Annotated in this window: 13 protein-coding genes; 9 read left to right on the forward strand and 4 right to left on the reverse strand. The window is 41.8% G+C overall.

Annotated features, from left to right (window positions below; translation table 11 throughout):
- Window positions 1–60: 60 nt before the first annotated feature.
- Window positions 61–414, reverse strand: a complete 354-nt coding sequence (locus tag AB4Z45_RS01505) for a DUF5658 family protein (RefSeq protein WP_441907574.1) — start codon at window positions 412–414, stop codon at window positions 61–63.
- A gap of 107 nt (window positions 415–521) precedes the next feature.
- Between AB4Z45_RS01505 and AB4Z45_RS01510 the strand changes: the two genes are divergently transcribed.
- The 6 genes from AB4Z45_RS01510 to AB4Z45_RS01535 all read left to right on the forward strand — a co-directional run bounded on the left by AB4Z45_RS01510 (window position 522) and on the right by AB4Z45_RS01535 (window position 9,317).
- Entirely contained in the window at window positions 522–2,078 is a 1,557-nt protein-coding gene (locus AB4Z45_RS01510) for a glycosyltransferase (RefSeq protein WP_441907575.1), read from the forward strand.
- A 139-nt stretch (window positions 2,079–2,217) separates the two neighbouring features.
- Entirely contained in the window at window positions 2,218–4,161 is a 1,944-nt protein-coding gene (locus AB4Z45_RS01515; protein ID WP_441907576.1) for an ATP-dependent DNA helicase, read from the forward strand.
- Between the two features lie 275 nt (window positions 4,162–4,436).
- Window positions 4,437–5,888 (forward strand): spore germination protein, encoded by a 1,452-nt coding sequence (locus tag AB4Z45_RS01520; RefSeq protein WP_441907577.1) that lies wholly within the window; start codon window positions 4,437–4,439, stop codon window positions 5,886–5,888.
- A gap of 19 nt (window positions 5,889–5,907) precedes the next feature.
- On the forward strand, window positions 5,908–7,002 hold the full coding sequence (locus AB4Z45_RS01525) for a spore germination protein (protein ID WP_441907578.1): 1,095 nt from the start codon (window positions 5,908–5,910) through the stop codon (window positions 7,000–7,002).
- Window positions 6,999–8,216, forward strand: a complete 1,218-nt coding sequence (locus tag AB4Z45_RS01530; RefSeq protein WP_441907579.1) for a Ger(x)C family spore germination protein — start codon at window positions 6,999–7,001, stop codon at window positions 8,214–8,216. Before AB4Z45_RS01525 ends, AB4Z45_RS01530 begins: the two co-directional genes overlap by 4 nt.
- Before the next feature lie 165 nt (window positions 8,217–8,381).
- Window positions 8,382–9,317: a tyrosine-type recombinase/integrase gene (locus tag AB4Z45_RS01535; protein ID WP_441907580.1), complete on the forward strand. Its 936-nt coding sequence runs from the start codon at window positions 8,382–8,384 to the stop codon at window positions 9,315–9,317.
- A gap of 94 nt (window positions 9,318–9,411) precedes the next feature.
- Here AB4Z45_RS01535 and AB4Z45_RS01540 read toward each other — a convergent pair whose 3' ends face one another.
- Both AB4Z45_RS01540 and AB4Z45_RS01545 read right to left on the reverse strand, forming a co-directional pair.
- Window positions 9,412–10,212 (reverse strand): (2Fe-2S)-binding protein, encoded by an 801-nt coding sequence (locus AB4Z45_RS01540; protein WP_441907581.1) that lies wholly within the window; start codon window positions 10,210–10,212, stop codon window positions 9,412–9,414.
- Window positions 10,213–10,309: 97 nt separating this feature from the next.
- Window positions 10,310–11,149: a sugar phosphate isomerase/epimerase family protein gene (locus AB4Z45_RS01545; RefSeq protein ID WP_441907582.1), complete on the reverse strand. Its 840-nt coding sequence runs from the start codon at window positions 11,147–11,149 to the stop codon at window positions 10,310–10,312.
- A 238-nt stretch (window positions 11,150–11,387) separates the two neighbouring features.
- On the opposite strand from AB4Z45_RS01545, the gene AB4Z45_RS01550 reads away from it, so the two are divergent.
- Complete coding sequence (locus AB4Z45_RS01550) at window positions 11,388–12,038, forward strand: sensor histidine kinase (protein WP_441907583.1); 651 nt, start codon at window positions 11,388–11,390, stop codon at window positions 12,036–12,038.
- An 82-nt stretch (window positions 12,039–12,120) separates the two neighbouring features.
- On the forward strand, window positions 12,121–12,549 hold the full coding sequence (locus AB4Z45_RS01555) for a GNAT family N-acetyltransferase (RefSeq protein WP_441907584.1): 429 nt from the start codon (window positions 12,121–12,123) through the stop codon (window positions 12,547–12,549).
- A 47-nt stretch (window positions 12,550–12,596) separates the two neighbouring features.
- On the opposite strand, the gene AB4Z45_RS01560 is transcribed toward AB4Z45_RS01555, so the two are convergent.
- On the reverse strand, window positions 12,597–13,397 hold the full coding sequence (locus tag AB4Z45_RS01560; protein WP_441907585.1) for an AraC family transcriptional regulator: 801 nt from the start codon (window positions 13,395–13,397) through the stop codon (window positions 12,597–12,599).
- Window positions 13,398–13,581: 184 nt separating this feature from the next.
- Here AB4Z45_RS01560 and AB4Z45_RS01565 point away from each other — a divergent pair, with 184 nt between their 5' ends.
- On the forward strand, window positions 13,582–14,586 hold the full coding sequence (locus tag AB4Z45_RS01565; RefSeq protein ID WP_441907586.1) for an aldo/keto reductase: 1,005 nt from the start codon (window positions 13,582–13,584) through the stop codon (window positions 14,584–14,586).
- The last annotated feature ends 245 nt before the right edge of the window (window positions 14,587–14,831 follow it).

Raw genomic sequence — 14,831 nt, forward strand, 5'->3', positions numbered from 1 at the left:
GAATATGTTGTATTGTTTCTATTAGCTATTATACAACACTCCTAGAAGAGGTAAAGAAATTCATATCAGCGAATCAAGTGAAAACCAGCCGTCATAGACACCGTAAGAAATCCAAACCAAGTGATAAATATTGACGAGAAAGTAGATCAATACCGTAATAAGAATACATGGGTTGATCCAATACCGATTTTTCATTCGATAATAAATGAGGATTAGCAGCAGCGGGAGCACTAGCTTCATCCCATAGTAGCTAACGATATTCCAGTCATAAAGTTTTTGTACGAGTGGGTTGAGCTCCTCGATTAATGATAGGCGCAAGCCTATATCTGTAAATAAAGCGTCGGCAAAGCAAAGAAACAGCAATCCGAACAGCAGCGGTTTTAAGTCCCATTCTTTGAGAGCAGTAATGGCCACTAAGCCTCCATTCTGAAAAAATGATCTGGGTTTTGCATAATAGATGCATATGCCTCATATGGATTATCATTCCTAAGGAATTTCTGTGGAATAAAGGAGGGCTAACGTTGAAGCGAATATTGATTGGAAGTCCCATTCGCCAAAGACCGACCATATTGCGTCACTTTTTAGCCTCGCTTGCGCGAATCGAAGCAAGCTCTTTTAAAGTAGATTATTTCTTTATTGACGACAATGATAACGAGCAGTCCTCGCAATTGCTGAGCGATTTTATATCGAAGCAAAAAGAGAACAATGAAAGTGAAACCATCTTAATAAGAGGCGATTCGATAACACCATATGCCAGGGATGAGTTTACTCATTACTGGAGCAATGATTTAATTGATAAAATCGCAAGCTGGAAGGATCATATGATCCAAACAGCGAGAGAGCAGCAATATGATGGACTATTCCTCATTGATTCGGATTTGCTGATTCACCCGGAAGCAATTGAATCTTTGATTTCTTCCGAGAAAGAGATCATTTCCACAATTTTCTGGACACAATGGCAGCCTAATACGATGGAAATGCCCCAGGTTTGGCTGAAGGATACGTATTGGCCGTTTCAGTCAGATGGAACAGTAAAAGCCGGTGACGGTGCGGAAGCGGCTGTCATGTTTTTAATGAAGCTTAGAGTTCCTGGTGTTTATCAGGTTGGCGGACTTGGTGCATGCACGTATATCGCTCGCTCAGCACTGGAGAAGCCGATATCATTTCGGACGATCTCGAATGTATCATTTTGGGGCGAAGATCGTCATTTCTGCATTCGAGCAGTTGCTCTTGGCATCGATTTGTACGTGGACACCAAATACCCAGCCTTTCATATCTACCGAGAATCGGATATTGAGCGCGCTATATTGTTTATGGAATCCACGCATACAAATTCGAATATGTTGCCAGCACAAGGACCTACGATCATTATGCCCACAGCAGGACCTAAGCTTACGTTATCTATGATCGTAAAAAATGAGGAAGAGCGCTTTTTAAAGGAAGTGCTTGAGCATCATAGGCAATATATAGATCATGCGGTCATTATTGACGATGGAAGCACGGATCATACCGGGGAAATTGTTCATGAATGCCTTGCCGGCATTCCTTTGACCTATATTAAAAACGAAAACTCGCAATTTCATAATGAAGTAAAGCTAAGAACGCAGCAATGGGAGGAAACGATCCGCATTCGGCCGCAGTGGATTCTGAATATGGATGCGGATGAATATTTTGAGCAAAAATTTAAGGAAGAGCTGCCAGTGCTGCTAAACGATACGGAAACGTTCACTTATTTGTTTCGATTATTTGATTTTTGGTCAGAAGATCATTATCGCGAGGATGTATACTGGAATGCCCATAGCGTGTACCGCCCATTTCTATTGAAATATGTAGAGGGATTTTCTTATGTGTGGAAGCAAACCCCTCAGCACTGCGGGAGATTTCCTGAAAACATTTATTCACTTGCTAATAAGACGTCAAACCTGCGAGTAAAACATTTCGGCTGGGCGCGGGAGCAGGATCGTTTGCATAAATACGACCGGTACAAGAAGCTTGACCCTGATGCGATTTATGGCTGGAAGGAGCAATATGAATCCATTTTGGATGAGAAGCCGAATCTGGTGAAATGGATAGAGTAATAAAGCAAATAAATCATAACCTTTGACTAAGCATACACTCTAGTGATATATTTGAGTGTACGATTAGTGCAGGAGATTTCACAACCGGCTGTGTGTCCGCATACAGCCGGTTGTGCCTACTATATGGAGGCAAGCAACCTTGAATAAATATCCATTTGAGTTTGACCCGAAACAACCTTTTATACAGCAGGCTAGCGATTGGATCGCTGATGTTTTTTATGAAAAGCTGCCTGAAGCTGGTTTTGAAATTAGAGATGAACAGATTTATATGGCTTTTCAATTGGAACGTGCTTTTGCAGATAAACAAACGATATTTGCTGAAGCTGGAGTAGGAACGGGCAAAACATTCGTTTACTTGCTGTATGCGATTACGTATGCTCGGTACACAAGAAAACCAGCCATCATTGCTTGCGCCGATGAGTCCTTAATTGAGCAGCTTGTAAAGCCTGAAGGCGATATTGCAAAGCTCGGAAAATATTTGGATCTAACGATTGATGCTAGATTAGGAAAATCAGCAGATCAATATATTTGTTTGAAAAAGCTGGATAATGCGAGAGCTGGACAAGATGACGCGGAGCTCTATGACAATATATATCGTGAACTTCCAAGCTTCGTCCATAAGCAGGATTCTATGCAAAGCTTCCATCCATATGGAAATCGCAAGGACTATCCTAGCTTAAATGATGAGCAGTGGAACGAGCTGGGCTGGGATGTTTTTCAGGATTGCTTAGTGTGTGACGTTAGACATCGTTGTGGTCAAACACTCTCACGTGACCATTATCGCAAATCTGCAGATGTCATTATTTGCTCGCATGATTTCTATATGGAGCATATATGGACATATGACGCAAGAAAACGTGAAGGCCAGCTTCCTTTGCTGCCAGAGTACAGCTCTGTAGTATTTGATGAGGGCCATCTGCTTGAAACAGCCGCGCAGCAAGCGCTGACTTACAAGCTGAATCATGCTGTTTTTGAAGGAATCGTCATTAGATTGCTGCAAGAAGAGATTCGTGAAACTCTTGCTGTAGCTGTTGAGGATGCGATTGCCCAAAGTGAATACTTATTTAAAATGTTGAATAAGCACAGCCAGAAGGTTCCTGCTTCGGATCGCAAGGAAATCATATGGAGTGCGGAGCTTATTCGTGAAATTAATCGTTTGCAGGATACGCTATCGGTTATAGAAGAAGAGCTCGTATTCGAAAGCGGCTTATACACAATTGATACGTATCAGCTAAAAATTGTTGAAGAGCATTTGGAAATGATTCAATTTGCGCTTTCCTTATTCAAGCAAGCGGACAAGCCAATTAGCTGGGTTTCGCAGGATAAAGAAGGAACGTCACTTGTCATCATGCCAAAAGTCGTGAAGGAAGTGTTGAAGGAGCAAGTTTTCTCTCGTAAAATGCCAATCGTATTTTCCTCAGCAACGCTTTCGGTTAACGGCTCATTTGATTATATGATGGACATATTGGGTATGGATAGCTCACTATCTTTCTCGGTTCCATCACCATATGACTATGAGCAGCAAATGACTGTGGAGATTCCAAAAGCTGAACAGTTTACGGCGCTTAATGATAAGGTAAATGAAACGTATCGCTTGCTTAAGCAATCAGGCGGAAGATCGCTTATTTTGTTCCCATCGATGGAGCAGCTAGAGCAATTTAAGGCAGAATCGGACAAGCATGCGGATTGTGCGGCTTATACTTTCTTTTATGAGGGCACAAGCGAAATCAGCTATTTAATCGAACAATTTCAACAGGATGAAGCCAGCATTTTATGTGCAGTGACACTATGGGAAGGTTTAGATATTCCTGGTCCATCCCTTTCCCAGGTTATTGTGTGGGAACTTCCGTTTCCTCCCAATGATCCATTATTCGCAGCGAGACGGAATGACTCGGAATCACCGTTTGAACAAGTGGATATGCCGTATATGCTGCTTCGATTACGTCAAGGCATTGGACGTTTGATTAGAACACGTGAAGATAACGGGAAAATCGTTATTTTTGGCCAAAAAATGAATGACAGCTATGTGCGTGAACAAGTGGAAGGTGTGCTTCCGAAAGGTGTAGCATTAAGTTATTCCTAAAAAGAGAATAAGGTTCAAATAAGGAGAAGGGGAAACCCTTCTCTTTTTTTTATTCCTGCACTTTGAACGAGCATAAGTTTATAACCTACCCATTACGGCAAAAATAGGAATAATTCGACAAAAAACAACAAGGAGTGTATGTGCTATGGCTTTACACGATCAGATAAACATTCCTAATTGGACGGTATGCGTACAAGCTGTTGTCACCCTTGTGATTCCTCTTCTTATCTCATCTATTTTTAATCGGTCTCGCCAAGCTGATGATGAATAATCCGATGAGCGGAAATATTCAAGTGCGGCTGAAAGCCATTCATGAACAAATGGAGTTTCATTCCGATGTTTTGGTGCGTGAGTGCTCTATTGGGGATACGGGTATAAGCGCAGCTATCGTTTTTGTAAATGGATTAGCAGATTGCGATTTGATTGATCAGCATATTTTGAGAGCGTTAATGTCTGTTCAAGGAGAAGGCAAAACCGTCTCAAAATCGTTTTTGACCAATCAAATATTAACCGTTAGTCAATTAAGTGAAGTCCATTCTTTAGAAGAAATGCTGCCAAAAGTGTTAATGGGTGCAACTGCAGTGCTCGTTGATGGAATTGATGAAATTATTATCATTGGCACTGCAAGGAGCAAATCCCGAAATATTGAGGAACCAATCTCTGAGGCATTAGTTAGAGGGCCGAGAGCTGGCTTTAATGAGAACTTATCCGACAATACTGCAATTCTAAGAAGACATGGTGAAAATGCCAGCCTCTCATTCTTGAGCATGCATGTTGGCACACGTGCTAAGAAGCAGCTCATCATTGCTTATATTAAAGATATTGCTGATCCTGAATTAGTCGAAAAGGTCAGGCGCAGGGTAAGCAAGATCGATATTGATAATTTACCCGAATCAGGATACGTTGAGCAGCTGATCGAGGATAATTTTTTGAGTCCATTTCCTCAGGTGCAGAGTACGGAAAGGCCCGATCGGGTCATTGGCGCGTTGATGGAGGGCAGGGTTGCTATTCTGCTCGACGGTACCCCTTTTGCGTTGATTGCACCTGTTACATTTAGCATGCTTCTGCAATCACCAGAGGATTATTATGAGCGTTGGATGGTTAGCACATTGCTCAGAATGCTGCGTTTTCTTGCAGCTTTGATCTCATTATTGACACCAGCGATGTACATTTCTTTTATATCTTTTCATCCAGGCCTTATCCCAACTAAACTGGCTATTTCTATCGTTGGGGCTAGGGAAGGTGTGCCTTTTTCATCACTAGTTGAAGCGCTCATTATGGAGGTAGCGATTGAAATATTGCGAGAGGCGGGGCTTCGACTGCCAAAACCAATTGGACCGGCCATGGGAATCGTAGGTGGTTTGATTATTGGTGAAGCGGCTGTTCGAGCTGGAATCGTGAGTCCGATTTTGGTTATTGTCGTTGCGCTAACTGCGATATCGTCGTTTGCAATTCCGCAATACAATGCTGGGATAGCGCTTAGAATGCTACGTTTTGCTGCTATGTTCTGCGCTGCTGCATTCGGCTTGTATGGCGTAATTTTGTTTTCCTTAATGTTATGCGCTCATATTGTCAAACTTAAGAGCTTTGGCGTCCCCTATGCGAGCCCGGCAGTTCCTTATCGCGTTAAAGATTGGAAAGACATTATTGTTCGCATGCCGATATTTATGATGAAAAAACGACCTGAAATGCTTCAGCCGAAAGACAATACTCGCACGAAGAATTGAATTTGGAAGAAGGCATTATATGAAAAAAATGTCCAATGATCGTATTACAACCGTTCAAACTGCTGTGATCATTTCAAACTTTATGCTGGGTTCAGGAATTCTTACGTTGCCTAGAGCTTCTGTTGAAAAAGTTGGGACACCAGATGTATGGATATCGGTTCTGATCGGGGGAACCGTTGCCTTATTAGTAGGTGTGTTTATGGCTGCATTGGCAAAATTGCATATCAATCAAACCGTGTACCAGTTTACTCAGAAGCTTCTCGGAAAATGGATAGGAGGCATAATTGGCATAGCGTTTGTTATTTATTTTTTCATGACTGCGGCTTATCAGGTGCGTGTGTTATCTGAGGTTACGGAATTTTTTCTGCTGGAAGGAACGCCTCCATGGGTCATTGTCATGGTTTTTATGTGGGTTAGCTTCTATTTGATGACCAGCGGCATTAACCCCATTGCGAGGTTATTTGAGGTCATTTTGCCGATAACTATCGTTATTTATGTATTAGTCATGTTAATGTCTTTACGGATATTCGAAATCGATCATTTGCGGCCTGTATTAGGGCAAGGAATTATACCTCCACTCAGGGGAGTCCAAACGACCTCACTGTCCTTTCTAGGCGTAGAAATTATATTGATTTTAACTGCATTTATGGATAATCCGAAAAAATCGGTAAAAGCCGTCGTGTATGGAACCGCGATTCCGTTCTTCATTTACTTGCTGACCGTCATTATTGTAGTTGGCGGGCTATCGATAGATGTTGTCATTACACGGACGTGGCCAACACTCGATCTTGTACGCAGCTTTGAGCTTTCTGGACTAATATTTGAAAGGTTTGAATCGTTTTTTCTTGTCATTTGGATTATGCAAATCTATTCTTCTTTTGTCATTACGTATTATGCTGCTGCCTTGGGATTGTCACAAGTATTCAAAGCAAAAATGATGAAATGCTTATATATATTGCTGCCCATTGTATTTCTAGTTTCCACGCTTCCCAAAAATACGAGCGCTCTGTTTGTATATGGCAGCTTGCTAGGCAATACCGCTCTTTATTTGTTTGTCTCTATGACCATTATATTGTTTGGTTTGACGAAGTGGAAAAAAGGGAGTGTAAAATGATGATGATCCACAGCAACAGTCGGGGACGATTTTTACTAGCATGCCTATGTACGCTAACGCTGCTTGTCCAAACGGGTTGTTGGAGCAAGGATGAGATTGAGGATCTTGGGCTATATGTCGGTATAGCGCTTGATGTTGCCAGCAAAACGGAAATTGAGAAAAAAATGGATAAGCTGAGTACCTCTAATCGAAAAAAGGATCTGATCACCTACACGCTGCAAATTATAGATAAACAATCAGAGGGCAAAGACGGTGAATCTTCAGGTGTTGTAACCGCTAAACCTTACATAAATGTTTCGGAGACAGGAGATTCACTTTTTGAAATGGTCAGAGGATTTTCAGCTCGAATGGAGCGCCCTGTCATCGGTCATCATCTGAAGGTGATCGTTATAAATGAAATGTTGTCTCGAAAATACAGCATGAATAATCTCCTTAGCTTTATGTTGAGGGATAATAATATTCGGCCGAATAGCTTAATTGTCATGAGCAGCGGCATGGCTAGAGATGTATTTGAATCAAAAGGTACTAACATTATACCTTCGTTCCGTGTAATTGAGATGATTGGTAATCGTTATCGTACATTGAAGATCATACCTCCGATGTCGCTTATTGCAGTAGAGGGGAAGATGCATGCAAAGTCCAGCTATTTACTTCAAAATATCGTAGCTGCTGATGGCGAGATTGAATTTTCAGGTGCAGCCGTTATTAAGGGGAAAACCCAAAAATTCAAAGGACTGTTATCGGAGGAAGAATTGTTAGGCATAATGTGGTTGACTGGTAAAGGCAAAGGCGGTTTAGTAAAAAGCTATGATCCTGAAACGAAGCAGGTTATTGCCTATGAGATCAAAACGCTTAAAAGTAAAATTATTTCGCAGGTCAAGAATGGAAAAATTAGTTTTCACGTAAATATACAATCGGATGGTCGACTTATTGAAGAGTGGTTAATTGACAACGAGCCTCTGGATCACAAATTTGTGACCAAGGCTGTACATTCATCAGAGAAGGAAGTAAGCCGACTCGTGAATAGAGCCCTGCATAAAATTCAAAAGGAATATAAGACAGACGTTATGGGGTTCGGTACTAAACTAAGCATATCGCATCCAAAAGTATGGCAAAAGGTTAAAGAGGATTGGGATGAAGAATTCAGTCGCATTCCGATTACGTATAGCATTAAACTGGCGATTACAGATACGGGAGCAAAACGTAAGCATTGATCGCTAATTTTATCGAAAAAACCATAATTTCTTCGTTTAAAAAACTGCGTGAAATACATATTTCACGCAGTTTGCTTTTATATCAACTTTTAAGCTATCATAATAGAGTAATGGTCACTTAAATAGAGTGAGAAAATAGGTTTTTTATGGAGGATTTGCTTGCGGATGGGACAACATGAGGTGACGGATAGCTACGGCTTGGAAATGGACTTATTTTCGATTTGGATGAAAAATAAAGGGATGACAAAATCCACACATCAAGCCTACATAAATGATGTTCGTTTTTTTCTACAGACGATACATCCAACCGAAACAAAAAATATAACGAAAATGGATATTATGCGCTACATGGCCGTTTGCCGTGAGAAGGGGGCAGGGGATGAGGCGCGCAATCGCAAGCTTTCTTCTTTGCGTTCATTTTTTAAAGCGTTGATCGAGATGGAGCATTTGGAAGGCAATCCTGCTGCACTTATCGCAAAGTCCAAGCAGGAGAAAAATCGTATTCCGGTTTACTTGGAAGAAAATGAACTCGAAGCGCTTCTGCAAGCCATACAGGGGAAATATTATATTCGCAATGTCGCAATTGTTTTATTAATGTCTTATGCCGGTCTTCGCGTCGGTGAGGTACACCGGATGAATGTACAGGATTTAAGGCAGGATGGATCGATTCATATTCTAGGGAAAGGGCGTAAATGGCGAGTTATCCCGTTGCCGGATGCACTGCAGCATGTATTGAATGAGGCGCTTGCTGAACGCAAGGAATCCAGGCAGGGCAAGGAGCAGCCGTTTTTTGTATCGCAGTTTGGACGGAGACTATCCATTCGAATGATACAGACCGTTGCCGATGAAACGATCAAGCTGCTAAAGGAGACGATGCCTGCACTTGCGGATAAAAGGTTATCGAGCCATAAGCTGCGGCATTCTTTTGCAACGATGCAAATTCGCAGCGGTACAGACATACGAACCTTGCAAGAGCTGCTCGGGCACGCGAGTATTGAAACTACACAAATTTACACGCATATTGATAATAAACAGCTTCGAAATGCGATGAACAACATTTCCAGCAAAATCCCAATGAAATTTCAAAATAAGGATACATAATAATAATTATGTAAACAAATATCGAAATTATAAAATAATGCAGCAAAAAAAGCTGATCTCAGGTACATGTAGTATCTGTTATCAGCTTTTTATATTAGTGGACGCCAGCTGCAACCAGCTTGCGTCTTTCTTCACGTTCTTCTGGCAGCATACGAGGGCAGGTATAACATTTCACACCATCCACACGACAATCGTACATACAGCATGAAGAGCGAAGAACGATTTGTGGACCTCCAGGTGACCACGGATCATCGATATACCGAGGCTTGTGAACAAAAGGGTTCCGTTTCCGATTAAATACCTCAGCAGGCAGACCGAGAATGACCTCAAGATCGCGCTGTACAATTGTCAACAGTGACTGATCATTCATATTATTTTTCAGAAAATCAATCACACCCTGCAGTTGTCCACCGACCTGGTTCCAGATCATGGCGGATTTCACATCGGCGCTTAGGGCTACAGCTTCGACGATATCGTTAATCTCATCCTTAAAGCTAGTTCGGAAGGCATTCTCTAAAAACTGCTTTCTTTCTTGTTCTTCGGTTGGCACATCTGTCCAGCGAAGCTCATTAATTTTGAAGCCCAGATGGGCATGATCATCGTGTTTCTCAAGCTGATAAGTTAAATTTTGTAGCGATAAATCCAAATAACGGTTGTATTGGGCAGCAAAAAATAGATTCGTTATGCACAGATTAAAGAAGGACATGCCTACAAAGGAAGCAGCTAGTTGCATGCCCGTTGCTTGCACCATTTCTCCGGCTTTTATAAGTGTTGCATGAGCAGTTTCTTTGTCGTAAAAGCTGGTCGCTGGCAGCTCAAGCAAGGGATGAGCGGCACCTTTCGGAGATATGTGAAAATATGTTTCTACAAGTGTAAAGTCCATGTCATGTGCCATTTATTTGTGCCCCATTTCGGTTTCTCAAAATATACTTATAGAGTAGGTTTACTCGATAATGATTATCATTATTCCACTCTATAAGTATAGGAGGGGGCTAGCGGACTGTCAATATTAATGGCTCTACAATTGCTTTAACTCGGTTAAGCCCTTCCCACATATCTCCTGGGCCATCGTATATGAGAACATAAGCACCCTTAAACCCAACTCGTTCAACCTCAGTAAGATAGGAGACTAGCTCGTCCTTATCAGGGACACCGGCATCATCATAGGTAGGCTTAACATGAACTGAGACGCTTAGCGGTGCCGTATCGCCAATTTCACTGATTTTGTCCGCGCTATGATAGTTGCCGAAGTCGGTTATAAAGCCTACTGTTTTACCCGCATGCGCAAGCAGCTTAAGACTGCTTTCCGATGTCGAAGTAAGCGCTTTGAAATTTTCAGTTATAACATGAACATTTCTAGAAGCAGCATATTCAGCTAGCTCGGACAAGGAGGAAGCGGACAATTGAGTGGCAGCATCATCACTAGGTGAAGCTTCACCAGCAATGACACGAATTTGTTTAGCTCCACTTTTTGAAGCAATATCGATCCAATTCTGAATGAAACTAAGATCTGCTGTTCTTTTAGCCGCATCAACTGTTGTTATGTCGCCATAGTCGAGCAGCAAGGTATCAAACTTAATCGCAGCATTTTCGAAAGAGAGGCGAAGCTGCTCAAGATAAGCTGGTTCTGTTGAAGGGAAATGAAAATGGCAAACTTCAAGCGCTTGATAACCTCTAGCAGCTGCTTCAGCTGGAAGGTCTAGCAAAGTCGTAAGCTGCGGTTGTTCTTGTACACGCGTTTGATGAGTATTCGTTTCGGTATCCCATACCGTCCAGTGAAGAGGTCCAAGATTGCGATGTAAGCTCCATGTGCTAATTGATAGATATGACACTATATACCCGCCTTTACAATTTTATTTAGTCCTAAGGCTAGCATAGCACGCAGCAAGCCGAAAAAAAGCTTCGCTTTTGGCATATTACTCCTCTAGTTGGTCATTTTTGTGGGATATTGAAGTTAAAGAATGAATGCTCTTCAGAATAAATTCATATTTATCCTCGCATTATCCGCACAATTTCTTGTTAGCATGAGGAAAAGAAGCGAGGGAGTGACCAACAATAATTTCGCATGATTTGCGGACTCCGCTTACCAGCATTATCGGCTATTTGGATTTATTGAAATCACATGCCTCTCAAGATCCAAGTGAACAAGAGCGATTTATAGACAATGCTTTCCATAAGACGCAGCAGCTTAAGAAATTGATCGATGATTTGTTTGAATATACACGTCTGACTGGCGGAGATCACAACTTCATTAGGCAATCCGTCGATATCAACAAACTAGTAGAGCAGCTTATTATTGAATTTGAGCCTGTTGCTGCCGAGCAGGGAATCATTGTGGTGAAAAGCTTTTGTGCAAGACCGATATGCGTGGAGAGAGATACCCAGAAAATAGTCAGAGCAATTGACAATCTTTTAATCAATGCGCTCAAATATTCGATCAAACCGAGTGTGATGACGGTAAAAGCAACTGCCTCGAACGATATATTTCGGTTAACCATTGAAAATGAAGGAGTACCGATTAATCCTCATGAGGAAGCGCAATTGTTTAATCGTTTTTTCAAGCGGGAGTCAAATGATATTCGCAGCTCTATGCCAGCTGGTACAGGTCTTGGACTTACCATTGCCAAACAAATAGTAGAGATGCATGGAGGAGAAATCGGCGTTGTTCATGACAACGGTCATTATATTTTTTGGATTGAAATGCCGATAAGTTTTGGCTAATTAGCAAATTAGCATTATAATAAACATAGAGGCTGAATAGTCGCAGTTTTATAGAGATTTCTTTATGGAAGGAAAGAGAAAGATGGAAACAAAACGGATTACGACAGATGAGCAATTGGAAGAGGCGTACCTGATTCGAAAAACAGTCTTCGTCAAAGAGCAAGGTGTTGCGGAGGAAGTAGAGCTTGATGAATACGATGCAATCGCTGATCATGTTCTTGTATATTACGAGAATGTACCTGTTGGAACTGGCAGAGTGCGGATCGTCGATGATATGGCAAAAATAGAGCGGATTTGCGTTTTGGCTTCACACCGCATGCATAAACTCGGCAAAGCAATTATGGACGAGCTTGAGTTGATCGCACGTGAAAAGGGGCTTAAGAAAGCGAAGCTGCATGGACAAGTTCAAGCAGCAGCTTTTTATGAGAAGCAAGGTTATGAGGTAGCATCCACCGTCTTTATGGAAGAGAATATTCCACATGTTAAGATGGTTAAAGATTTATCACATTAAATAATAATGATGAAGAGAGCCTGCTCATGCAAGCTCTCTTTTTTGAATCAGACAATTTCTTTGCGATAATGACTGGGAGATATCCCTTTCACTTTTTTGAACATTTTCGAGAAGAGAAGAGGGTCGTTATAGCCGACGGAGTGGGAAATATCAGATACCGAAAGCTGTTGATTGTTCATGAGATCACAAGCTTTATCCATTCGATAATGCAATAAGTAGGTTTGCGGCGATTGATTTACTACTTCCTTAAATAGGGCGGATAAGTATATGCGGTCTATGCCAATGAGTTTGGCCAGCTCAGTAATGCTTACTTTGGTGTAGTAATTCATTTTGATATAATCGATCGCTTTGCGAACATAAACATCCTTTGCTTTAGGCAAATAACCGATTTGATTAGGGGCAGTTAGCATATCGATCCAATCCGAAATAAGGCGATAGAGCAGGCTATGAACGACAAGACCGCTGTTTTTCTCAAGTTCCCCTGCATCATTAAACTGTTCTAACCAAGGCTCAAACCAATTTGCTGGAGCATACGAGAATGAAGGTGCCGTTTTGCTTAAGTGGACCTGTTCAAGTAAACCGTCAACACATGTTCCTTGAAAAGCAATCCACGAATAGACCCACGGATCTTGAAGATCCGCCTTCATATGGCATATCGTATTTGGAAATACCATAAAGCCTTGTCCTTTTTTTAAGGCATATGTTTTTCCGTTAATCTGATAGGTGCCTTTGCCTTCATGAATAAATAAAATTTTGTAATGATCCTTAACGCCGGGTCCCCAGCTATAGCCAGCTTCGCAGAACTGCTTCCCATGATAATAATAGACCAGATCATAATGCTCGCACATTCGTTGTCACTTCCTCAATTGTAGCTATTCAATATATTACATTATGACATATATGACTTGCATGTGGACATTCCGTATTGCAGCAAAATTAAGCTATACTTTAAAAGCAATGATGTTTGCAAGTAATCATTATAGCATGTTTCAAACAACGAAATCATTCTAAAAACAAAGGGGAATATGATAAATGCCTTATGCTGCTGATTCATCACGTTATTCCGATATGTTGTATAAACGCGCAGGCAAAAGTGGAATTAAGCTGCCTGCGATATCCCTTGGTCTGTGGCAAAATTTCGGCGGCAATCAACCGCTTGAAAACTCACGTGCAATGCTTTTAAAAGCGTTCGATCTCGGCATTAATCATTTTGACCTAGCAAACAACTATGGACCGCCTGCCGGTTCTGCCGAAGAAACGTTCGGAGCAGTATATAAGAAGGATTTGGCTCCCTATCGCGATGAGCTTCTTATTTCAACTAAAGCGGGCTATTACATGTGGGAAGGTCCATACGGCGAATGGGGTTCACGCAAAAACTTGCTTTCCAGCTTGGATCGCAGCTTAACGAGAATGGGACTTGATTATGTCGATATATTTTATTCCCATCGTCCTGATCCAGAAACGCCGCTTGAGGAAACAATGGGCGCGTTAGACCATGCGGTAAGACAGGGCAAAGCTTTATATGTTGGTTTATCCAACTACAGTGCGGAGCAGACAAGCGCTGCTGTGAAAATTTTGAAGCAGCTAGGGACGCCTTGCCTGATTCATCAGCCGAATTACTCCATGCTGAACCGTTGGATTGAAGATGGTTTGCAGGATGTACTTTCTGAGAATGGCATAGGCTCGATCGCTTATTGCCCGCTTGGAAGAGGACAGCTGACGAATAAATATGTCGATAAAATCGAAGCGGAATCGAGTGCAGCTTCCAGCACGATGAAACCAGAAGCGATCACGGCAGAGCGGGTTCAAAAATTCCGCAGCCTAGAGCAGCTAGCGGCAAGAAGAGGACAAACCTTATCCCAATTGGCACTGACTTGGGCACTGCGCGAAGGTGGAGTCACATCTGCTTTGATCGGTGTCAGCCGCGTAAGCCAGATTGAAGAGAATGTAAAGGCACTAGAGAGTGCTCCACTGACAGCTGAGGAATTAGCCCAGATCGAAGCTATTATGCACAATATTGGAGATATTCCATGGTAATACCCAGCCCAGGCGCATACGCCTGGGTTTTTCTTTGTTTTAAACGCTGTAAATAACCCCAGAAGCAGGAAATGATACGTGTTTTGTGGAAATAAACGAAGGAAATCAAACCTACTGCAAGGGCGAGATTTGCAGGAGCTTGCTAGCGCAATTGATCCAGCGGGCAAATAAACCTTATAAACAATTTATGGAATCTTAAGCTTTAATTAAACTTTACTTACAAGCCTCTTAACGATTGATTGTTA

Source organism: Paenibacillus sp. MCAF9 (genome assembly GCF_052114265.1).
Classification (GTDB): Bacteria; Bacillota; Bacilli; order Paenibacillales; family Paenibacillaceae; genus Pristimantibacillus.

Excerpts from the sequence above, each read along its gene's own strand:
- AB4Z45_RS01520 (WP_441907577.1), top strand. The coding sequence starts at position 4,437 with ATGAGCGGAAATATTCAAGTGCGGCTGAAAGCCATTCATGAACAAATG.
- AB4Z45_RS01525 (WP_441907578.1), top strand. The coding sequence starts at position 5,908 with ATGAAAAAAATGTCCAATGATCGTATTACAACCGTTCAAACTGCTGTG.
- AB4Z45_RS01530 (WP_441907579.1), top strand. The coding sequence starts at position 6,999 with ATGATGATGATCCACAGCAACAGTCGGGGACGATTTTTACTAGCATGC.
- AB4Z45_RS01535 (WP_441907580.1), top strand. The coding sequence starts at position 8,382 with ATGGGACAACATGAGGTGACGGATAGCTACGGCTTGGAAATGGACTTA.
- AB4Z45_RS01540 (WP_441907581.1), bottom strand. The coding sequence starts at position 10,212 with ATGGCACATGACATGGACTTTACACTTGTAGAAACATATTTTCACATA.
- AB4Z45_RS01555 (WP_441907584.1), top strand. The coding sequence starts at position 12,121 with ATGGAAACAAAACGGATTACGACAGATGAGCAATTGGAAGAGGCGTAC.
- AB4Z45_RS01560 (WP_441907585.1), bottom strand. The coding sequence starts at position 13,397 with ATGTGCGAGCATTATGATCTGGTCTATTATTATCATGGGAAGCAGTTC.
- AB4Z45_RS01565 (WP_441907586.1), top strand. The coding sequence starts at position 13,582 with ATGCCTTATGCTGCTGATTCATCACGTTATTCCGATATGTTGTATAAA.